Raw genomic sequence first — 19,389 nt, 5'->3', positions numbered from 1 at the left:
CATGACTAAATGAACCGAACCTAAAGACGAACAAATGAGATACATGAGTTGGACTGCTTATTACACCGCAGTTGATTTCCGTGCAAGGCTTCGCTTTCCGCGGGCGGCCGCTGAGCCTCCTCATCGCTTACGCTCCTTCGGGGTCTCACCTGTTCCGCTTTTCCCGCAGGAGTCTTCGCCTTGCCCTCCAATCAACTGCTAGAAAAAACGAAACAGATAAAACGATGTTCACCACAACAAAAAACGAACTATTAATCAAACATGTTGATTAATGGTTCGTTTTGCAATTGGGTTAAAATACTTTTGTCCCAGCCTCTTTATTTTGATTCCAAGGTTAATTCTCCGCTTGAAACAGCTATATCGATAGGGTATTTTCCATTTCCGTATTTTCCTTTTAATACATTCTCTGTTATCGTTGCATTGTTTAACTTGAAATTGTTGTTAATCTCACCGCTGCTTACTTTTCCATTCACTTTAAAACCAGCGCTTTTCGGAAGAACCAACACGGCATCTCCAGATCCTACATCTACAGAAACGGCCTCTTCTAGCTTTTTAAAATCCATATAGAGATCACCAGATCCAATGCGCGCCTGAAGTTTTCCTTTATAGTTTGTTCCTTTAATTTCCCCAGATCCTACAGCAAATTTAGCCGTTTGGCTTTCAACATTACTCAGCTGTAAATCTCCAGAATTGACATCCGTACGAAGAGAGGTGCTGCTCAAGTTTGAAATATTTGCATTTCCAGAGCCTACTTTAATCGAAACATCTTTCAGCTGAAGCGCTTGCTCAGGCTGTATAGCAATTTGAAGGTCCCCCGAACCTACGTTAAGCGCAAGGTTATGGTGATAATCTTTAGGAATGTAGATTGTTACTTTTGTGTTTGAAAAAATAGAAAGCCATTGAAAGGGACTTTTTTGATACGCGACAACTAGGGTGTCTCCATTTTGCTTTACATCTACTTTTCCTTTACCTTCTACTTTTGTTTTAATATCTTGACGATCTTGCGGAACGACCGTTGTACTAATGCTTGGAGAGTCGATTTGAATACGCTGAATATCACTTGATAATGCCGCTTCAGACTTGGACGTCTTGAATGAACTTAACGACCAGGAGGAAGGCGCAAACGCAGTAGAAAAGAGGACTGCCGTACCACCTATCACTAAAATAAAAGCCAATATTTTTTTCACGTTATAACCCGCTTTCTACATATAATTAAATTTGTTTTCTTCTACCATAAAGTGTAAATTGAAAACCGGTTAACTTCAACGAACAACAGGATTATTTTTTTCTACGTCTTAAGTCGTAAAAACGAAACATTTTTTGTGAGGAGTTAAATGAAAAGCGAAGTAGAGATTTAAACATACTCATTAAAGAATCAATTTCTTTGTTTCAAAAATAGGAAAATAATTGAGTTAAAAGGACGATTAAATTCAATTATTTTGTGTAATTTTCCGGTGGGTAGTTCAAAAGAAGTGGTAAATAAATAGAATTTTCATACCAATTTTATTATTCCGAAAAACTTTTAAAGTGTTGATTATTAAAAAAATAAAGGGTAGAATTTGTTCATATCAATTGAATACAGCTAAGATTACGATCTTGTATATTATCAGTAATATGGTCTGATAGTCTCTACCTAGTAACCGTAAAAAACTAGACTACAAGAAAGTTTGGATATAAGCAGCAAAAAGAAGGGCGTATTATCATAGATACAGCCTTCTTTCAAAGCTCTTACTTTTCATACTTTCTGTTATTGTCAGAATTTATGAAAAGTAAGAGCTTTTTTTGTTTTTCAAATACACACCTGGGAGTGGCTTGCATGTACTTTTTATTAAATTTATTAGGCGTTTTTGTAGTAATGGGCGTCGTCTTCTTATGTTCTCCTAAAAAGAAAGAAATAAAGTGGCGTCCGATTGCTTCACTATTAGTCGTTGAAGTCCTCATTACTTGGTTTATGTTAGGAACTTCAATCGGAACATGGATCATTAATAAGATTGCTTCGTTCTTTACTTGGCTGATTTCCTGTGCCAACGATGGAATTGCCTTTGCGTTTCCATCCGTAATGGGAAATCAAACGGTTGACTTTTTCTTCAGTGCATTACTGCCTATCATCTTTGTCGTGACGTTCTTTGATATTTTATCTTACTTTGGTATTTTAACGTGGATTATTGATAAAGTAGGGTGGGTCATTTCGAAAGTTTCTCGCTTGCCTAAATTAGAAAGCTTTTTCGCTATCCAAATGATGTTCTTAGGAAATACGGAAGCATTAGCAGTTATTCGTAATCAGCTTTCTGTGTTAAAGGACAACCGTTTGCTTACGTTTGGAATTATGAGTATGAGCAGTATTAGCGGATCTATTATCGGTGCTTATTTAACGATGGTTCCCGCTACGTACGTGTTTACCGCAATTCCACTGAACTGTTTAAACGCGCTTATTTTAGTGAGCTTATTGAATCCAGTTCATGTTACAAAAGAAGAAGATATGATTTACGTACCGCCAAAGTCAGAGAAAAAAGACTTTTTCTCTACCATTTCAAACAGTATGTTAGTCGGAATGAACATGGTAATTGTTATTTTAGCGATGGTTATTGGATATGTAGCTCTTACATCTGCGCTTAACGGTATTTTAGGCGTTATTGTAGACGGCTTGACTGTACAAAAGATTTTCTCTTACATCTTTAGTCCATTTGCATTCTTACTAGGGCTAACGGGACATGATGCCATGTACGTAGCTCAGCTGATGGGTATCAAGCTAGCAACAAATGAATTCGTGGCGATGATGGATTTGAAGAAAAATCTAGATACACTTCCACCGCATACGATTGCAGTTGCTACGACATTCTTAACATCTTTTGCTAACTTCAGTACGGTGGGTATGATTTATGGTACGTATAATTCTACGTTATCAGAAGGTAAATCAACGATTATTGGAAAAAACGTATGGAAACTGCTTGTGAGCGGTATCGCTGTTTCTTTATTAAGTGCTATGATTGTTGGATTGTTTGTTTGGTAAAAAGTGAAAAAGCTGTGCTTTCGTCTTCGAAAGCACAGCTTTTTTCTTGTTGTATCATCTATTCATTTGAAGAAAAACGCTTATGAATATCAACAGTAAAAGGAAATCACACTATTCAAGAAAAATTCATTTTACTTTTGCAGAAAAACATTTTAAATCTAGTGAGCATTATGTTAAGATTACAAAAGGCTGTTTCATTTAAATTGAGAACGCCGCATAAATATGTAAGTAAATATGCATAGAAAACAAAGGTTTATTAATTTTTTTCTAGGTAATATCTCGTAATAAATAGGTTGAAAGGAAATGTCGTTAATATGATAGAAGGACAACAGCAAACAAATGAATTAAAAAAGACGATGAAAAGCAGACATTTGTTTATGATTTCGCTCGGCGGGGTTATCGGTACAGGTTTCTTTTTAGGAACAGGATACACGATTAGCCAAGCAGGAGCGATTGGAGCTATCCTTTCGTTTATCGTAGGTGGCTTCATTATGTACTTAACAATGCTTTGCTTAGGGGAACTTGCAGTAGCAATGCCAGTTTCTGGTTCGTTTCAGACATATACAACAAAATTTATTGGCCCTGGCGTTGGTTTTGCTTTTGGATGGTTATATTGGTTGGGCTGGGCTGTAACGGTTGCATTAGAATTTTTGTCAGCAGGTCAGCTTATGCAAAGATGGTTTCCTGATTCTCCTGTATGGATCTGGTGTGCTATATTTGCGCTTTTATTATTTTCATTAAATGCACTGTCAGCTAAAGCGTTTGGTGAAGCGGAGTTTTGGTTCGCCAGCATTAAAGTGTTAGCTATTATTTTATTTATCGTACTTGGTGGAGCTGCTATGTTTGGTTTTCTTCCATTAAGCAATGGAGACAGCGCGCCGCTTTTCTCTAACTATACGGCTCACGGCGTGTTCCCTCACGGAATTAGTGCCGTGTTGATTACGATGATTACAGTTAACTTCTCATTTCAAGGTACGGAGCTTATCGGTGTAGCTGCTGGGGAAAGTGAAAACCCAGACAAGACTGTACCAAGAGCAATTAAACAAACGGTATGGAGAACGCTTGTATTTTTTGTACTAGCTGTAGCTGTCTTAGCGGGGATGATTCCGCTTGAAAAAGCAGGCGTAGTTGAAAGTCCATTTGTTGTTGTATTCGACCAAATTGGTATTCCATATGCAGCAGATATTATGAACTTTGTTATCCTAACGGCACTGTTATCTGTAGCTAACTCAGGTCTTTATGCAGCAACGCGTATGCTGTATTCATTGTCAAAAGATAACATGGCAAGTTCAGCTTTCATGAAAGTAAATAAACGCGGTGTGCCGATGAACGCCTTGCTTTTAACATTAGGCATTGCGCTTTTATCTCTACTTTCAGGATTCTTTGCTCAAGAAACAGTATTTGTATGGCTCATTTCTGCAGCGGGTTTAGGTGCACAAATCGGCTGGATTACGATTGCTGCATCACTGCTTGCATTTAGAAAAAGATATATAAATCAAGGAGGGCAAATCGAGGATTTAAAATTTAAAGTCCCTCTTTACCCGGTATTACCTTTAATCGCATTAGTATTAAATACAATCGTGTTGGGAAGCATGGCATTTGATGCAGAACAGCGAATGGCACTGTATGTCGGTATTCCACTAGCGCTGCTGTTTTATGCTTATTATCATGCACGTGTAAAAAAGAAAGTTGATTTATCTATTAGCCGTCAAGAAGTGCAGCTTAAAGACGACAAAAAAGTAATTTTATAAAAATCAAAAAGACGCAAAAGCCCAGGTTTTTGCGTCTTTTTTTATTGTTTATTTGTAAACTTAAAATAAAATTAAGTTGACAAATAAAAAGAAATTATTGCAAACTTAAAGCAGCGAAAAGAGAAAGGAGGGTGAATATGAAACCGAAAACAATGGCGTATGTGTCTTTATTTGCAGCTTTAACAGCGATTGGTGCATTTATAAAAATTCCTATTCCCTACATACCGTTTACTCTTCAAATTGTTCCTGTTTATTTAGCCGGTGCGCTGCTAGGTCCGCGTTTAGGTTTGTATAGTCAGCTATGCTACATAGGTATTGGGTTAATTGGTGTTCCGGTTTTTGCAGAAGGAGGAGGTTTAGGGTATATTTTCAAACCAACGTTTGGCTATTTAATTGGCTATGCTGCAGGTGCATTTACCAACGGCTACCTTATTCAAAAATATGACTTAAAGAAACCTTTTTCTATCTTTTTAGCCAACTTATCTACATTGGTTATTGTGTACGTATTCGGGTGCGTTTGGCTTTACGGAGCAATGAAATGGATAATTGAAAAGCCACTTTCACTGAGTGATACACTTCTTTTTGGAGCTGTTTTGCCAATGCCTGGAGATCTTTTGTTGTGTATTTTATGTTCAGTGCTGATTCACCGAATGCAGCCTCAGTTTAGCCGTTTGTCATCAAAGCGGGTTAAAGCGGGGTAACTAAGACATAGAAAAAAAGGGGAAAAAAGAAAATGGGCAAAGCGTATTTTATTACGGGAACTGGAACAGATATTGGAAAAACCCTGGTTACAAGTATTTTGTATAAAATACTTGGCCGTCTAGGAATAAAAACGACAATTTGTAAGCCATTTCAAACCGGCTACCAAGAAGAAATTGGAGGTTATCCGGATATTCACTGGTTTGAAACGAAGATAGGAGTAGCAAATACAGGTATTTATCAGTTAAAGCCGGAGACATCGCCTCATTTGGCTATTGCACTGAGCAACAGGAAGGTAGAGCCTTCAATCGTCTTAAATCGCATTGATGAATTAAAAAAGGAATTTGACATAGTACTCGTGGAAGGAGCGGGAGGTCTTGCCGTCCCTTTAATTGAAGAGGAAACAACGTTCTATATGACAAAAGATTTGATCATAGATGCACAAATGCCGGTTATTGCTGTTGGAACAACGGGATTAGGAGCTATTCATGATGCGCTTTCTACCTTTTCATATGCAAGTGAGCATCAGCTTAAAATCAACGGACTGATTTTTAATCGTTTTAATCACAGCAGTATCATTCATAGCGATAATGTTCGAACAATTGAAAAGCTGCTTCAACTATCATCTTTAATGACCGTTCCAGTATTCACACATATCGATGAAGAGTTAGATGTATATATTGAGAAAATGATGAGGCAAAAAAGTGTTATTCAACATATTCAGGAGGTGTTTGACTGTGCCGTATCAAAAAGCTGAGCTGGAGAAATGGGATAAAGAATATGTATGGCATCCGTTTACACAAATGAAAGCTTACCGTCAATCGAGTCCTCTTATTATTGAAAGAGGAGAAGGAAGCTATTTATATGATGTAGAGGGAAACAAATATTTAGACGGATACGCTTCTCTATGGGTGAACGTGCATGGACATAATGATCCGGAATTAAATACAGCTTTACATATACAAGTGGAAAAATTAGCGCATTCTACGCTGCTTGGATCCGCAAACGTTCCATCCATTTTGTTAGCCAAAAAGCTAGCGGAAATTACTCCTGGCAGCTTATCGAAAGTCTTTTACTCCGATACAGGTTCCGCCGCTGTCGAAATTGCGTTGAAAATTGCCTATCAATATTGGCAAAATCTCGACTCTGTAAAGTACAAAAACAAAAATAAATTTATCTCATTGAATGAGGCATATCACGGAGATACAATTGGGGCAGTCAGTGTGGGAGGTATGGATTTATTTCATCGCATCTTTAAGCCTTTGCTGTTTGACCGAATTCCCGCACCTTCTCCTTATACTTACCGTATGGACGGGTTCGAAACGGAAGAGCAAGCTTCAGCTTACTGTATTCACCAGCTAGAGAAGCTCTTGCAGAACAAAGGAGAAGAAGTAGCCGGTTTGATTATTGAACCGCTTGTGCAAGGAGCAGCGGGTATTATTACACATCCTCCCGGTTTTTTAAAACAAGTAGAGCGTCTGTGCAAAGCGTACGGGGTGTTGCTCATTTGTGACGAAGTAGCCGTTGGATTTGGACGAACAGGAACGCTGTTTGCATGTGAACAAGAAGATGTTGTACCGGATATTATGTGTGTAGGAAAAGGGATAACAGGAGGGTATATGCCGCTTGCTGCTACGTTAACAAGCGAACAGATATTTAATGCTTTTTTAGCTCATCCAGATGAAAATAAAACGTTCTTCCATGGACATACGTATACGGGAAATCAATTAGCCTGTACAGTAGCGCTTAGAAATATCGAACTGATAGAAGAAAGAGAGTTAATCCGTAGCGTAAAAGAAAAGGAAAAAGTTTTTAAACGTTATCTATTAAAGCTTTATGAACTGCCTAACGTGGGAGACATTAGACAAAGAGGATTAATGGCAGGAATCGAAGTTGTGAAAAACCGCCAAACAAAGTCTATTTTTGAAGATAAAAAAGTGATGGGAGACATTATTTTAGCGGCTCGCCAAAAAGGTTTAATCATTAGAGAGCTAGGTCCTGTGATTACGATGATGCCTATTCTTTCAATGACAGACGAAGAATTAAAAACAATGGTTGAAATTGTATATGAATCGATTAAAGAAGTAATCGCACGCTATACAGTGAGCTAAATAAAAAGATGGTAAGACAAAAATATTTTATTTAATTGAAAAAAGATCCGAACGATTTATCGTTCGGATCTTTTTTCAATCAATAAATGTTTTGAATACTTGATAGTCGAAGTGATCGCACATGCTGATTTTCATCTTTTAATAGAAGAGTTTGTTCGAGCAAGTTTAAGTTTTGAATATAACCTTTGACCGTTTGAACAAAACCGTTGTTTTGATAGTTAATAGTTAATAATTTATTCGTTTTTAATGCTTTTAAAATCATACCTATTTTCTCCCTTCTTATATCGTAGCTGACGAAAAACTACAAAATAATGAAGAAGCATTGGAGGCTTGTATTATTTATAAAAATTACTCTATTTTTTATAAATGCTCTCCTGCTACTAATAGTAGAGGATGATGGTGAAAAACAGATGAAAGATAAAGAATAAGGTTTGATTTATTGTAATGAACTGACTTTTCCTATACAAATACCTATTTCAAATTTCTTTTTAGTGATAAAATACTGTTAGCGAAATAACTACTTCTTTTCATTAAAGGGTAAGAACTGGTTATATTGATAGAGTTTTAGTTCTCTATTTCTAGTAATGAAATAAGAGATAGAGAAATAGACTAATAAAAATCAATCAAGGAGTTTTTTTATGGATCAGAGTTTTATTTTAAATCTTTTAGAAATTTTACTGATTAACATTGTACTGAGTGGCGATAACGCAGTCGTGATTGCTTTAGCTTGTCGGAATCTTCCGGACGAGCATCGAAACAAAGCGGTTGTTTTCGGTACATTAGGAGCGGTTGTATTACGTGTAGGGCTAACGTTTGTCGCTGTATATTTATTAACAATTCCATTTTTAAATTTCATCGGAGGCCTGCTGCTTCTATGGATTGCGATTAGTCTTTTAAAAGGTGAAGATGACGGAGATATTAAAGCGAATTCAACTCTAGCAGGTGCTATTAAAACAATTATTATAGCGGATCTTGTTATGAGTTTAGATAACGTAGTAGCGGTTGCAGGTGCGGCTAACGGCAGTATTCTACTCATTATCCTTGGTCTTGTTATCAGCATTCCGTTAATCATTTGGGGAAGTCAGCTTTTAATGAAAATTATGGAGAAATTTCCGATTATCATCATTGCCGGAGCAGCGCTTCTTGGCTATACTGCTGGTGAAATGATCTTTAAAGACAAAGCGGTAGGACATGTATTAGAAGGATTGAATCCGCATTTGCATACGATTGTTCCTATTTTGTTAGCTATTTTAGTTGTGGTTGTTGGGAAACTTAGCGGACGTTCTAAAAAAGAAACGCATTAATTCTAAAAAAGAGGTTGGGACAAAAGTATTTAAGAAGAAGTGAAAAACGAACCACTAATCAACATGTTTGATTAGTGGTTCGTTTTTTTTTTGTTGTGGTGAACGTAGGCTTAATTTGTTTAGATCCTTCTAGCAGTTGATTGGAGGACAAGGCGAAGACTCCTGCGGGAAAAGCGGAAGGGATGAGACCCCGCAGGAGCGCAAGCGACGAGGAGGCTCAGCGGCCGCCCGCGGAAAGCGAAGCCTTGCATGGAAATCAACTGCGGTGTCACAAGCGGTTCAGCTCATGTATTCCATTTATTCGTCTTTAGATTGGATTCATTTCGCTATGTCTCAACCTCTTTTTTTTATTACTTAGCTAATGGAGGTGCGGAATTAACGTCTTGTATCGTCTCTACAGGAGGATGAAATTCATTTTCCATTTTTGATACAACTACAGTTGCTACACCATTTCCAATTAAGTTTGTAATGGCACGAGCTTCCGACATGAAGCGGTCTACCCCAATTAACAGCGCGATTCCTTCAACTGGAATCATCGGGAATGCAGCAAGCGTAGCGGCTAGTGTAATAAATCCAGAGCCAGTAACTCCGGCAGCTCCTTTAGACGTTAGCATTAAAATACCAAGTAGCGTAATCTCTTGCATTAACGACAGGTCGACTCCATACGCTTGAGCGATAAAGATAGCAGCCATGGATAAGTAGATTGCTGTTCCATCTAGGTTAAATGAGTAACCAGTTGGAATGACAAGTCCTACCACAGATTTTGAACATCCGTACTTCTCCATTTTGTCCATCATTTTTGGCAGTGCAGATTCCGAAGAAGACGTACCTAATACAAGTAGAATTTCTTCTTTAATAAAAGCAATGAATTTAAAAATATTAAATCCATAAATCTTAGCAATGGTTCCAAGTACAAATACAATAAATAAGAACATAGTAATGTAAACAGATCCCATTAAGAAACCGAGTTTTTGAAGAGAGCCTATTCCAAAGTTACCGATCGTATAAGCCATCGCTCCGAAAGCCGCAATAGGTGAAAGTTTCATAATCATATTAACAATGCCAAAGAAAATATCTGTACAGCGTTCAAAGAATGTAATGACAGGAGCCGCTTTTTCGCCGAGTGTAGCTGTAGCCATCCCAAATAGTACGGCAAAGAATAAGATTGGCAATAATTCACCATTTGCCATTGCGCCAAATACGCTGTCTGGAATAATTCCCATGATAAACTCCATAAAGCCATGCTCCGCTTCAGCTGCTTGCTGCGTATATTGAGTAACATCAGCTCCGCTTGCGCCATTGATATTAAAGCCAGCCCCAGGTTTGATAAAGTTTACAACAATAATTCCAATTGCTAAGGCAAAAGTAGTGACAATCTCAAAGTATAAAAGAGCTTTACCTCCAATTCGTCCCACTTTCTTTAAATCTCCCATGCTTCCGATACCGATGACCACTGTTAAGAAAATAATTGGGGCAATCACCATCTTAATTAGTTTAATGAAGATATCAGCCAATACTTTTAATTTAGCTCCAAATTCAGGAAACATGAAGCCAATTGCAATACCAAGAAGGATACCAATGACAACTTGAACAGTTAGGTTTTTAAAACTTAATTTCATATGTAATGCTCCTTTCGAGAATGTTTTTTGTTAACGCTTACATTATTCTTATCCTTATATTAACTGATAATTTTAACTATTTATATTTCTGGTGATAATGTTCTTTTTGGTCATTTTGGTCAAAAAAAGTGATGAACATATAGTCATCACTTTTTGCTTTCGATATTTTTTATTTGCTGAATGATGTCAAGCGTTTGTTTTGTTGCATTGTTTTCAAACGATTGATAAAGAGAGTTAAACTGCTTTTTCCATTCGGCTTTCTGTGTATCATTTAAGTAATAAACGCGCATGCCAGATTTATTTTTTATTTTCTGCAGCTGTTCATCGTTCATCATTTTTGATTGAGTCCAAATCCAGTTAGTTGTCTCTACCATTGCATCACTTAATAGTTGTTTTACATCTTCAGGGAGGCTGTCCCAATATTTTTGATCCATCAAAACAGCATAGCCCAAGTATCCATGGTTGCTGATGGTCATATATTTTTGCAGCTCGTACAAACGTTTTGAATAAATATTAGAAATCGTATTTTCCTGTCCATCAAATTCCTGTCGTTCAAGGGATTGATATACTTTATTAAACGAGACAGCCTGGGGCTTAGCTCCAAGAAGTTCGAATTGTTTTTTGATTACTTCACTTGGCATAATCCGAAACGTTTGATCTTGAAAATCTGCTGGATGGAGCAAAGGTTTCGTATTGCTAGTCATTTGTTTAAAGCCGTTGCTCCATAAAGCAAGCCCTTTAATATTTTTCTCTTGCAGCGTACTCAACAAATCCTGTCCGATTTTCCCGGTAAACACTTGTTTTGCCTCGCTGTAATCATCGAAAATGAAGGGAAGATCAAAAAGTTGCCACGTAGGGGAGAGGTCGCTTAGCTTTGAAATGGAAGGTGCAATCATTTGTACATCATTTCGGCGAAGGGCGGCAAGTTCTTCGTCGTCAGAATACAATACACCGTTTGAATATACTTCAATTTTAACTTTACCATCCGATTTTTGATTAACGATTTCAGCAAATTTTTGAGCGGCTAATCCTTTTGGAGTGTTTTCAGCTACAACGTGGCTAAAATTAATCACAATTTGCTTATTTAATCCTTTTTGCTCATCGTCATGATACACATTATCCTGATTTATAACCGTATACTGCAAAAAAACATAGATCATCAAGAAAACGCTGACAATTATACTTGCCCCTATAAACATCTTCAAAATGTCCAACCCCGCCATTCAATAATTTTTCTCTACAAATATTCTAACACGCAATTTCTCAACGTGGTAAAATTAAAATAAACTTCAATCAGCAGTAGGTGTTCCGCTATGATGCGCTTATCGATGCAAACGAAAATGACGGGGTTAATCTTTTTTATCGTGGTCTTTTCGTTGTTTTTAGCAAGTATCGTGGTGATTAATAATTTTGTGCAGTCAAAAGAAAATGATTTAGAGCAAAGGGCTTTGATCACTTCGAGAACAGTTGCTGAAATGCCTGAAATTCGAGAAAAAATTGAAAAAGATAGCAAGAACATTAATCAAATTGTAGAGCCGATTCGCATTATTCACGGTGCTTATTATGTAGTAGTTATGAATATGAATCACGAACGTTTGTCTCACCCTTTGCAAAGCATGATTGGGAAAATTTCTAAAGGAGAGGACGAGGGCCAGGCGTTTGCAGAACATACCTATACTGATAAAGCAAAAGGAGAAGGTGGAATGGTCATTCGCTCTTTTGTGCCCGTTGTGAACGATCAGCATGAACAAGTAGGAGTCGTTGTCTCAGGTTACCTTCTTCCGAAATTTACAGAGGTTATTTTAAGTTTAAAAAAAGAAATTTTTCTTATCTCAGGTCTTGCTCTTTTTTTTGGAGGATGGGGAGCGTGGGCGCTTGCATCTCGTATTAAAAAAGAGATGTTTGAGCTTGAACCTCATGAAATTGCTCGTTTGTTCGTAGAACGAACGGAGACTTTTAATGCCATGCATGAAGGAGTCATTGCCATTGATAAAGAGGAGAACATCACTATTTTTAATCATAAAGCGAAAGTTATGATGGATGTACCCGATGAGGTAATTGGAAAAAAGATCTATGATGTGATTCCAGATACAAGGCTTCCAGAAATTCTGAAGCTTAATCAGCCTGTTTATAATAGAGAGCTTCAAGTTCGGAATTTGAATATTTTAAGCAATCGTGTGCCGATTAAGGTTAATAATCACACAGTCGGTGCGGTCGCTATTTTTCAAGACAGAACAGAAGTTAAAAAATTAGCTGAAGAGTTAACAGGAGTTAAATCATTTGTAAGCGCTCTTAGAGTTCAAAACCATGAATACATGAATAAACTTCATACGATTGCAGGGCTTATCCAGCTTGGAAATAAAGACAAGGCTCTTCAGTACGTTTTTCAAGTGTCTGAACAGCAAGAAGAGCTCACGCAATTTCTTCATAAGCATATTAAAGATGAAAGTATATCGGGATTGCTGTTGAGTAAAGTCAGCCGTGCTAAAGAACTTGGAATTGAGTTAGCTATCGATCGCCACAGCGAGCTTCACTCATTTCCTCCATACTTAGATCATCATGATTTTGTGATTATTATTGGTAACTTAATTGAGAATGCTTTTGATTCGTATCAGCATATAGAGCGTCGTGAACGGAAGATCTATATAAGTATGGAACAAAATGACGGCATTCTTTCTATATTAGTTGAAGATAACGGATGTGGCATGAATGAGGATCAAGTAGAGAGAATCTTTGAGGAAGGATTTTCAACCAAAGCAAAGGAAAATAGAGGAATTGGTTTGCATTTAGTAAAACAAATTGTTGAAAAAGGAAACGGTCAGATCGAAGTAGAGTCAGAATTAGATGTTGGAACGACTTTTATCATTACATTCTTTTTATAGGGGGAGTGGGAAATGAATAAAAAAGAATGGACGGTGCTTCTCATAGAAGACGATCCTATGGTACAAGAAGTGAACCGCCAATTTATTGAACAAGTTGAAGGGTTCATCGTTATCGCTGCAGCTTCGAATGGTTTAGAGGGTATACAGCTCATTAAACAGCATCAGCCTGATTTAACAATCATTGATATGTATATGCCTAGTCAAGATGGCTTAACCACCTTACAGCAAATTCGAGCAAATGGCTATAAAACAGACGTCATTGCAGTTACGGCTGCAAGCGATATTGAAACGGTACGGAAAGTTCTTCAATACGGCGCGGTGGATTATATTATGAAGCCGTTCAAGTTTGAGCGAATGAAGCAAGCGCTTGAGCAGTATCGTTCTTTTCAAGTTAAAATAAGTCAAAAAGAACATATTACTCAGTCTGAATTAGATTCTATGCTGTTTCAGCAATTCGAAGAAAAAGCCGATTTGCTTCCAAAAGGGCTAAATGCGGTTACGTTAAGGAGGATACAACAATATCTTTCCGAACAAAATCATCCAATTTCTGCTGAAGAAGTGGCGGACGGTGTAGGAATTGCGCGTGTTACAGCAAGAAGGTATTTAGAGTTTTTAGAACAGGAAAACGAGCTGAAATTATCAGTTGAATACGGCAGAGTGGGGAGACCTATTAATCGCTATATGTTAAAAATAAATTAAATCATACAGAACAGCTTTTATTTGGAAAAGCTGTTTTTTTGCGTTAGAAAGTATATCTTTTTCTCTCCTAGAACAAATTAAGGTATACAGTTTTCGCTATCCGAAGAATATTTCGTGCGGTCATTAATTCATAGAATGTCCCTGAAAAAGGATTAATGGCGGAAAAATTGGGGAATATGCACTTTGACATTTAATTTTAGCACAGGAAGGTTTTGAAACATGGACATATTTTTAGCCGTCTTACCAGCCATATTTTGGGGAAGCATTGTGCTTTTCAATGTGAAACTAGGCGGAGGACCTTATAGTCAAACGCTTGGAACTACATTGGGAGCTTTGATTTTCTCCATCGGTATTTATATTTTTGTACACCCTACGCTTACACCTTTAATCTTTGGCGTTGGAGTTGTATCCGGGTTATTTTGGGCAGTTGGACAAAGTAATCAGCTGAAAAGTATTGATTTAATTGGAGTTTCTAAAACGATGCCTATTTCAACTGGGCTTCAGTTAGTTTCCACTTCATTATTTGGAGTAATTGTGTTTCACGAGTGGTCTACAAAAACTTCAATCATTCTTGGTGTGCTCGCTCTTATCTTTATTATTGTAGGGATTGTTTTAACATCACTTCAAAGCAAAGAAGAGAAAGAGGCTGAAGAAGGAAAAGGAAACTTCAAAAAAGGAATTGTTATTTTATTAATTTCAACCGTTGGTTATTTAGTTTATGTTGTAGTAGCCCGTCTATTTAATGTAGACGGATGGTCGGCTTTATTACCTCAAGCAATTGGTATGGTTATTGGAGGAGTATTGCTGACATTTAAGCATAAGCCATTTAATAAATATGCAATTCGCAACATTATCCCAGGTCTTATTTGGGCCGCTGGTAATATGTTTTTATTCATCTCACAACCTAAAGTAGGCGTAGCGACAAGCTTTTCGCTTTCCCAAATGGGAATCGTCATTTCAACATTAGGCGGGATCATTATTTTAGGTGAGAAGAAAACGAAGCGTCAGTTAGTTGGGATTATTATTGGAATTATACTGATCATCATAGCAGGAGTCATGTTAGGGCTCGCCAAAAGCTAACTAGGAGGGTATTAACAATGTATAAAGATTTAGAAGGAAAAGTAGTTGTCATAACAGGTTCATCTACCGGTTTAGGAAAAGCAATGGCGATTCGTTTTGCGACAGAAAAAGCTAAAGTAGTTGTGAATTATCGTTCGAAAGAAGAAGAAGCTAACAGCGTTTTAGAAGAAATTAAAAAAGTCGGCGGAGAGGCAATTGCGGTTAAAGGTGACGTAACAGTTGAGTCTGACGTGATCAATTTAGTTCAATCTGCTATTAAAGAATTTGGAAAGTTAGACGTTATGATTAATAACGCAGGAATGGAAAATCCGGTTTCATCTCATGAAATGTCTTTAAGCGATTGGAATAAAGTCATTGATACGAACTTAACGGGAGCATTTTTAGGCAGCCGTGAAGCGATTAAATATTTTGTGGAAAATGATATTAAGGGAACAGTTATTAACATGTCGAGTGTTCACGAGAAAATTCCTTGGCCATTATTTGTTCATTATGCAGCAAGTAAAGGCGGAATGAAGCTCATGACTGAAACACTTGCATTAGAATACGCTCCAAAAGGTATTCGTGTAAATAACATTGGACCGGGAGCGATTAATACACCGATTAACGCTGAGAAATTTGCTGATCCTGAGCAGCGTGCAGATGTAGAAAGCATGATTCCAATGGGATACATCGGAGAGCCGGAAGAAATTGCAGCGGTTGCTGCATGGCTAGCTTCTTCAGAGGCAAGTTATGTAACAGGAATTACGCTCTTTGCTGACGGCGGTATGACGCAGTACCCATCATTCCAAGCAGGACGCGGATAAGAAAAAACGCACTCTATGATAGAGTGCGTTTTTTAGTTTTCCTGAGCTTTTTTGGAATTCTTAGGAGCTGATGACTGGTGTTGAATTCGTAAAAAAAGCAAAATCAAAACGGTGCAGCCAGTGATGCTGTACATCCCAAGAATAAGCGGCTGCTGTGTATCTGTTCCAGAAGTAATGCCGTGATACAGTGCAAGCAAATAGCCTGGAAAAGCAAGAAAATGAATGGCTTTCCATGTTTTTCTCCCCAGCTGTTTTATAAAATCGGATGTGATGATCAGTACGAATAAAATGTAGAGTGAAATAGTACCAAGACCTGTGCTAATTGGTTTGTAATCGGAAGTGAACGGAATTAAAATGTCAGAAAGTGAAAAATGAATAGATTGATCAAATGATAAAACAAGTCCGTGAATCATACCAAATAATAACCCGAACCACCCTGATGATTGATGAACCAGCAAAAGCTGTTTTTTTCGTTTTGGTTTAAAAAATGAAAAGCTGTGAGAAATGCCAGCGGCAACCGATACAAACATGAGTAAATAAGAGGTTAAGCCGGCTGCCCGAATGGTATTCCAAACGGGAAAGTGGGCACTAAATTGCGCGAGGAGAGTAGCCATAATGGTATACCTGACCTTTCACATTTTTTTCGATTAACACCTTGCCTTCTTTTGTAACCGCAATGACCTCTAAAGAAGGGTGATGCATTTTAGCTAATCTTAATCCGGCGTCCCATCCGAGAATAAGCATGCATTTTGCATAGACTTCAGAAACGGTCAAGTCTTCTGAAACAACCGTTGCTTGCAGAAGCTCTGATGAACTAGGCTTGCTGATTCTGCCGTCAATAATATGATGGTGAGTGTGTCCGTTTACTTTCCACAATCGCTTGCCTACACTGCTTGTGGCAATGCCACTGTTGCTCTTTACTTTAATACTCATGAGATTTTTTGATAAATCAAATGGATGAGAGAGCGCAATGGACCAGTGCTTGCTAGCAGGCCCCCATGTTACAATATCACCGCCTCCATCGATTGCCCCAAGTGAAGTTCCTTTTTTCTTTAATTGATTAGCCATTTGCTGAATGCTCCAACCTTTTGCGATTCCGCCTAAATCCAGACCGACATTAGAAGCAAGTTGAATACTTCTCATTCCTTTATGAATCATAATAGGGTTAACAGCATCAAAAGCTGCTACTTTTTGAGGAAGCTGATCGGTAGGCAACTGCTCAAAACTTTGGCCATATCCTAGAGTTTGAATAGAATGATACAGAAATGGGTTGAAAATTCCGTTTGTCTCATTGTAATAGTAAGAGGCTGTTTTTACAGCTTCATACAACATTTTTGACGGTAAAAATAATCTTCCGTTCAGCGAATTAAGCTGTGAAAGTTCGCTTGTTGGAAGAAAGCGGCTTAGGGTTTCTTCTACAAGATAACACCAGCTCTCCACTTTTTTGCTGACAGGCGTTTCAAGCTGATATACGTTAAATTCGGTATTCATTGCTTTAAATGAGTAGCTCATTACATCACATCCTTAAGAAGGTCTTGATTGCATAGAAGAATCATCGTTATTGCCCCAATTATCCTGACTATTTCCGGAATCATCATTTGACCACTGACCTTGCTGATTACTCGAATCATCGTCTGACCACTGATCATCTTGACTGCTTGAATTATCGTCTGACCATTGATCGCCCTGTTCATTAGAGTTATCATTTGACCATTGATCTTGCCCGTTAGTTCCATTGTCCGTATTGGAGCCGGATCCTGAATCTGGAAATAGGTCCGTCTCATCTTCCGTTTGAGTTTGAGATGAATTATCGGCTGATGTATCGTTATTTAGTGCTGTAGTTGTTGAATTTGTTTGATCATATTTTTGAGAAAGTCCTATAAAAGTGGTAAATGCAGCAACGCTCGATAAACCAACCATCCATTTTGTCCATTTATTAGCTGCCATTGATATGCTCCTTTTATCTTTCATATTTTGCAACTGAACACTGAAGAAAAACTGCAGTAGAAGGTAACACACATCGTTCAATTGTTATAGTTCAATATAGACAGAGAAAATGAAAAAATAGTGAAATAGATGTAGGTTGGATTATTTTTGTAGGGAATTCAGTAAATTATTAGATTAAAAAAGGTTGTTCTTTTTAGAACAACCTTTTTTAATCAGCGATAAATCTTACTAATTGATACGTAATAAACCGTTAACTGCACAAGAGAAAGAAGCAAAAGAACGGCAATGGGATAGAAGCTAAAAGAATTAGGTAGCAGCGGATAAAAAGCTATTAATATAGCACCTATAGGAATAGAAAATAGGAGAAAAACAAAGGCTTTTTTACAAGCTTCTGCTGTTATCATCTTTTCACGTTCATCTTCCTCTGCAAATTCAAAAGGAAATAATAAAGGCGAAACGTTCTTCGTCTTTTTACGCGCTCGGTAGTAAAAAAAGGACACGATTAAAAGCACAATTAAAGAAGCGAAAGAGCCTATAGACATGGTAATTTCCCACGGGGGTTCAGGGTGGTTCATAACTTCACTAAATTGAATATTTAGGCTTAAAAAATCATATAAAAACCAACCTACGCATAGCAGAGACACTACATTCAACAAATAAGATTTAATAACATTACTCAACATTTTTCTCCTCCTTTTGAAGTGTAAAAACATCTTCCATTTTTAATTGAAAGACATCACAAATTGTTAAACCAAGTAGTAGGGAAGGAACGTAATTTCCCTTTTCAATAGCTGCAATGGTTTGGCGAGTGGCTCCAACTTTTTCAGCTAAATCTCCTTGCGTATATCCATGTTTAGCTCTAAGCTCTTTTACGTGATTAATAAGAGTCAATATGATCACCCGCTGCCTTTTTAATAAATTTGTTAAGTTGATTTAACATTATGTAAAGTTAATTTAACATCAATTGGATGATTTTTCAATATATAATGGATAAAAAATACAAAAAAGATCCTAGAAGAATTCTTCAGGATCTTTTTTGTTAATAAATTTCTTTAATGCCAGACAAACGAATGGAAAAAATGTTTTGTTTTTCATCTCGTAGGGAGAGGGTTTGGTCGGTTAGGTTTAAATTTTGGATTTTTCCTTTGAAGGTTTGAAGCAGGCCATTTTCGTAATAATTCACGGTTACATGTTTGTTTTTCTTTAACGCTTTTAAAATCATTTATTCATCTCCTTTCATGTGTGCATCTGTTATGAAAAGAAAGCTGTGGCTTAAGCATAAGAATTTGGAGAATGCTCAAGGCAGAATTATTATTATACAGCAAGATGAGAATAGTTTGTAGATAAATTGTGAAAAAATGCACAAGTTTGCAGTGCGGGTGTTGCAACAGAATACAGTATATGAGGAGAGGAGGGGTTTTATGATAAAAAAGGTGATTTTAGTTTATTTATTTGTGGGTATTAGGTAAACTAGTAGATGAATT

21 protein-coding genes and 1 riboswitch are annotated in these 19,389 nt (G+C 37.3%); of the genes, 11 read left to right on the top strand and 10 right to left on the bottom strand.

Annotated elements, in window-relative coordinates; translation table 11 throughout:
- Positions 1-317 precede the first annotated feature (317 nt).
- Positions 318-1,187 carry a LiaG family protein gene (gene liaG / locus MMB68_RS16890; RefSeq protein WP_269870479.1) on the bottom strand — a complete coding sequence of 290 codons (870 nt, stop codon included), beginning with the start codon at positions 1,185-1,187 and terminating at the stop codon, positions 318-320.
- Positions 1,188-1,576: 389 nt separating this feature from the next.
- Positions 1,577-1,678, top strand: a riboswitch (purine riboswitch).
- 138 nt (positions 1,679-1,816) lie between these two features.
- On the opposite strand from liaG, the gene MMB68_RS16885 reads away from it, so the two are divergent.
- The 5 genes from MMB68_RS16885 to bioA all read left to right on the top strand — a co-directional run bounded on the left by MMB68_RS16885 (position 1,817) and on the right by bioA (position 7,571).
- Positions 1,817-3,010: a NupC/NupG family nucleoside CNT transporter gene (locus MMB68_RS16885; protein ID WP_028412102.1), complete on the top strand. Its 1,194-nt coding sequence runs from the start codon at positions 1,817-1,819 to the stop codon at positions 3,008-3,010.
- Positions 3,011-3,324: 314 nt separating this feature from the next.
- Positions 3,325-4,761 carry an amino acid permease gene (locus MMB68_RS16880; RefSeq protein ID WP_013055535.1) on the top strand — a complete coding sequence of 479 codons (1,437 nt, stop codon included), beginning with the start codon at positions 3,325-3,327 and terminating at the stop codon, positions 4,759-4,761.
- A gap of 137 nt (positions 4,762-4,898) precedes the next feature.
- On the top strand, positions 4,899-5,462 hold the full coding sequence (locus MMB68_RS16875) for a biotin transporter BioY (RefSeq protein WP_269870480.1): 564 nt from the start codon (positions 4,899-4,901) through the stop codon (positions 5,460-5,462).
- A 32-nt stretch (positions 5,463-5,494) separates the two neighbouring features.
- A complete protein-coding gene (bioD, locus tag MMB68_RS16870) occupies positions 5,495-6,217 on the top strand; it encodes a dethiobiotin synthase (RefSeq protein ID WP_221785290.1) in 723 nt (240 codons plus the stop codon).
- Positions 6,198-7,571, top strand: a complete 1,374-nt coding sequence (gene bioA / locus MMB68_RS16865) for an adenosylmethionine--8-amino-7-oxononanoate transaminase (RefSeq protein ID WP_221813047.1) — start codon at positions 6,198-6,200, stop codon at positions 7,569-7,571. Before bioD ends, bioA begins: the two co-directional genes overlap by 20 nt.
- Positions 7,572-7,650: 79 nt before the next feature.
- Here bioA and MMB68_RS16860 read toward each other — a convergent pair whose 3' ends face one another.
- Positions 7,651-7,833 carry a YolD-like family protein gene (locus MMB68_RS16860; protein WP_221785288.1) on the bottom strand — a complete coding sequence of 61 codons (183 nt, stop codon included), beginning with the start codon at positions 7,831-7,833 and terminating at the stop codon, positions 7,651-7,653.
- Positions 7,834-8,209: 376 nt separating this feature from the next.
- Between MMB68_RS16860 and MMB68_RS16855 the strand changes: the two genes are divergently transcribed.
- Positions 8,210-8,875, top strand: coding sequence for a TerC family protein (locus MMB68_RS16855; RefSeq protein WP_028412106.1), 666 nt, complete (start codon positions 8,210-8,212; stop codon positions 8,873-8,875).
- 136 nt (positions 8,876-9,011) lie between these two features.
- Complete coding sequence (locus MMB68_RS16850; RefSeq protein ID WP_221813046.1) at positions 9,012-9,233, top strand: hypothetical protein; 222 nt, start codon at positions 9,012-9,014, stop codon at positions 9,231-9,233.
- Here the strand turns inward: MMB68_RS16850 and MMB68_RS16845 are convergent.
- Both MMB68_RS16845 and MMB68_RS16840 read right to left on the bottom strand, forming a co-directional pair.
- Positions 9,226-10,494, bottom strand: coding sequence for a dicarboxylate/amino acid:cation symporter (locus MMB68_RS16845; protein ID WP_013055541.1), 1,269 nt, complete (start codon positions 10,492-10,494; stop codon positions 9,226-9,228). The genes MMB68_RS16850 and MMB68_RS16845 overlap by 8 nt on opposite strands.
- Positions 10,495-10,640: 146 nt before the next feature.
- Positions 10,641-11,699: a DctP family TRAP transporter solute-binding subunit gene (locus MMB68_RS16840; RefSeq protein WP_260507818.1), complete on the bottom strand. Its 1,059-nt coding sequence runs from the start codon at positions 11,697-11,699 to the stop codon at positions 10,641-10,643.
- 108 nt (positions 11,700-11,807) lie between these two features.
- Here MMB68_RS16840 and MMB68_RS16835 point away from each other — a divergent pair, with 108 nt between their 5' ends.
- The 4 genes from MMB68_RS16835 to gdh all read left to right on the top strand — a co-directional run bounded on the left by MMB68_RS16835 (position 11,808) and on the right by gdh (position 15,958).
- Complete coding sequence (locus tag MMB68_RS16835; RefSeq protein ID WP_221785287.1) at positions 11,808-13,376, top strand: ATP-binding protein; 1,569 nt, start codon at positions 11,808-11,810, stop codon at positions 13,374-13,376.
- A gap of 12 nt (positions 13,377-13,388) precedes the next feature.
- Positions 13,389-14,075 (top strand): response regulator, encoded by a 687-nt coding sequence (locus MMB68_RS16830; RefSeq protein ID WP_115653111.1) that lies wholly within the window; start codon positions 13,389-13,391, stop codon positions 14,073-14,075.
- 219 nt (positions 14,076-14,294) lie between these two features.
- Complete coding sequence (locus MMB68_RS16825; RefSeq protein WP_098113702.1) at positions 14,295-15,155, top strand: RhaT/GlcU family sugar-proton symporter; 861 nt, start codon at positions 14,295-14,297, stop codon at positions 15,153-15,155.
- Between the two features lie 17 nt (positions 15,156-15,172).
- Positions 15,173-15,958, top strand: coding sequence for a glucose 1-dehydrogenase (gene gdh, locus MMB68_RS16820; RefSeq protein ID WP_013055546.1), 786 nt, complete (start codon positions 15,173-15,175; stop codon positions 15,956-15,958).
- A gap of 32 nt (positions 15,959-15,990) precedes the next feature.
- On the opposite strand, the gene MMB68_RS16815 is transcribed toward gdh, so the two are convergent.
- From MMB68_RS16815 to MMB68_RS16790, 6 genes are all read right to left on the bottom strand, one after another.
- A complete protein-coding gene (locus tag MMB68_RS16815; RefSeq protein ID WP_221813045.1) occupies positions 15,991-16,572 on the bottom strand; it encodes a ferric reductase-like transmembrane domain-containing protein in 582 nt (193 codons plus the stop codon).
- Entirely contained in the window at positions 16,547-17,470 is a 924-nt protein-coding gene (locus MMB68_RS16810) for an FAD:protein FMN transferase (protein ID WP_221813044.1), read from the bottom strand. The genes MMB68_RS16815 and MMB68_RS16810 overlap by 26 nt, the downstream gene beginning before the upstream one ends.
- A gap of 12 nt (positions 17,471-17,482) precedes the next feature.
- Positions 17,483-17,905 (bottom strand): hypothetical protein, encoded by a 423-nt coding sequence (locus MMB68_RS16805; protein ID WP_221813065.1) that lies wholly within the window; start codon positions 17,903-17,905, stop codon positions 17,483-17,485.
- A 212-nt stretch (positions 17,906-18,117) separates the two neighbouring features.
- On the bottom strand, positions 18,118-18,588 hold the full coding sequence (locus MMB68_RS16800; RefSeq protein ID WP_033578130.1) for a DUF2178 domain-containing protein: 471 nt from the start codon (positions 18,586-18,588) through the stop codon (positions 18,118-18,120).
- Positions 18,578-18,796 carry a helix-turn-helix transcriptional regulator gene (locus tag MMB68_RS16795; RefSeq protein WP_013081870.1) on the bottom strand — a complete coding sequence of 73 codons (219 nt, stop codon included), beginning with the start codon at positions 18,794-18,796 and terminating at the stop codon, positions 18,578-18,580. The genes MMB68_RS16800 and MMB68_RS16795 overlap by 11 nt, the downstream gene beginning before the upstream one ends.
- 148 nt (positions 18,797-18,944) lie before the next feature.
- Positions 18,945-19,127 (bottom strand): YolD-like family protein, encoded by a 183-nt coding sequence (locus MMB68_RS16790; protein ID WP_013081871.1) that lies wholly within the window; start codon positions 19,125-19,127, stop codon positions 18,945-18,947.
- Positions 19,128-19,389 lie beyond the last annotated feature (262 nt).

Source organism: Priestia sp. Y58, from assembly GCF_029522095.1.
Classification (GTDB): Bacteria; Bacillota; Bacilli; order Bacillales; family Bacillaceae_H; genus Priestia; species Priestia megaterium_E.
The sequence above is the reverse complement of the archived record's forward strand: the minus strand, read 5'-3'. Positions and strand labels throughout refer to the sequence as shown.

Excerpts from the sequence above, each read along its gene's own strand:
- MMB68_RS16885 (WP_028412102.1), top strand. The coding sequence starts at position 1,817 with ATGTACTTTTTATTAAATTTATTAGGCGTTTTTGTAGTAATGGGCGTC.
- MMB68_RS16880 (WP_013055535.1), top strand. The coding sequence starts at position 3,325 with ATGATAGAAGGACAACAGCAAACAAATGAATTAAAAAAGACGATGAAA.
- MMB68_RS16875 (WP_269870480.1), top strand. The coding sequence starts at position 4,899 with ATGAAACCGAAAACAATGGCGTATGTGTCTTTATTTGCAGCTTTAACA.
- bioD (WP_221785290.1), top strand. The coding sequence starts at position 5,495 with ATGGGCAAAGCGTATTTTATTACGGGAACTGGAACAGATATTGGAAAA.
- MMB68_RS16860 (WP_221785288.1), bottom strand. The coding sequence starts at position 7,833 with ATGATTTTAAAAGCATTAAAAACGAATAAATTATTAACTATTAACTAT.
- MMB68_RS16855 (WP_028412106.1), top strand. The coding sequence starts at position 8,210 with ATGGATCAGAGTTTTATTTTAAATCTTTTAGAAATTTTACTGATTAAC.
- MMB68_RS16845 (WP_013055541.1), bottom strand. The coding sequence starts at position 10,494 with ATGAAATTAAGTTTTAAAAACCTAACTGTTCAAGTTGTCATTGGTATC.
- MMB68_RS16835 (WP_221785287.1), top strand. The coding sequence starts at position 11,808 with ATGATGCGCTTATCGATGCAAACGAAAATGACGGGGTTAATCTTTTTT.
- MMB68_RS16830 (WP_115653111.1), top strand. The coding sequence starts at position 13,389 with ATGAATAAAAAAGAATGGACGGTGCTTCTCATAGAAGACGATCCTATG.
- MMB68_RS16825 (WP_098113702.1), top strand. The coding sequence starts at position 14,295 with ATGGACATATTTTTAGCCGTCTTACCAGCCATATTTTGGGGAAGCATT.
- gdh (WP_013055546.1), top strand. The coding sequence starts at position 15,173 with ATGTATAAAGATTTAGAAGGAAAAGTAGTTGTCATAACAGGTTCATCT.
- MMB68_RS16815 (WP_221813045.1), bottom strand. The coding sequence starts at position 16,572 with ATGGCTACTCTCCTCGCGCAATTTAGTGCCCACTTTCCCGTTTGGAAT.
- MMB68_RS16810 (WP_221813044.1), bottom strand. The coding sequence starts at position 17,470 with ATGAGCTACTCATTTAAAGCAATGAATACCGAATTTAACGTATATCAG.
- MMB68_RS16805 (WP_221813065.1), bottom strand. The coding sequence starts at position 17,905 with ATGGCAGCTAATAAATGGACAAAATGGATGGTTGGTTTATCGAGCGTT.
- MMB68_RS16800 (WP_033578130.1), bottom strand. The coding sequence starts at position 18,588 with ATGTTGAGTAATGTTATTAAATCTTATTTGTTGAATGTAGTGTCTCTG.
- MMB68_RS16790 (WP_013081871.1), bottom strand. The coding sequence starts at position 19,127 with ATGATTTTAAAAGCGTTAAAGAAAAACAAACATGTAACCGTGAATTAT.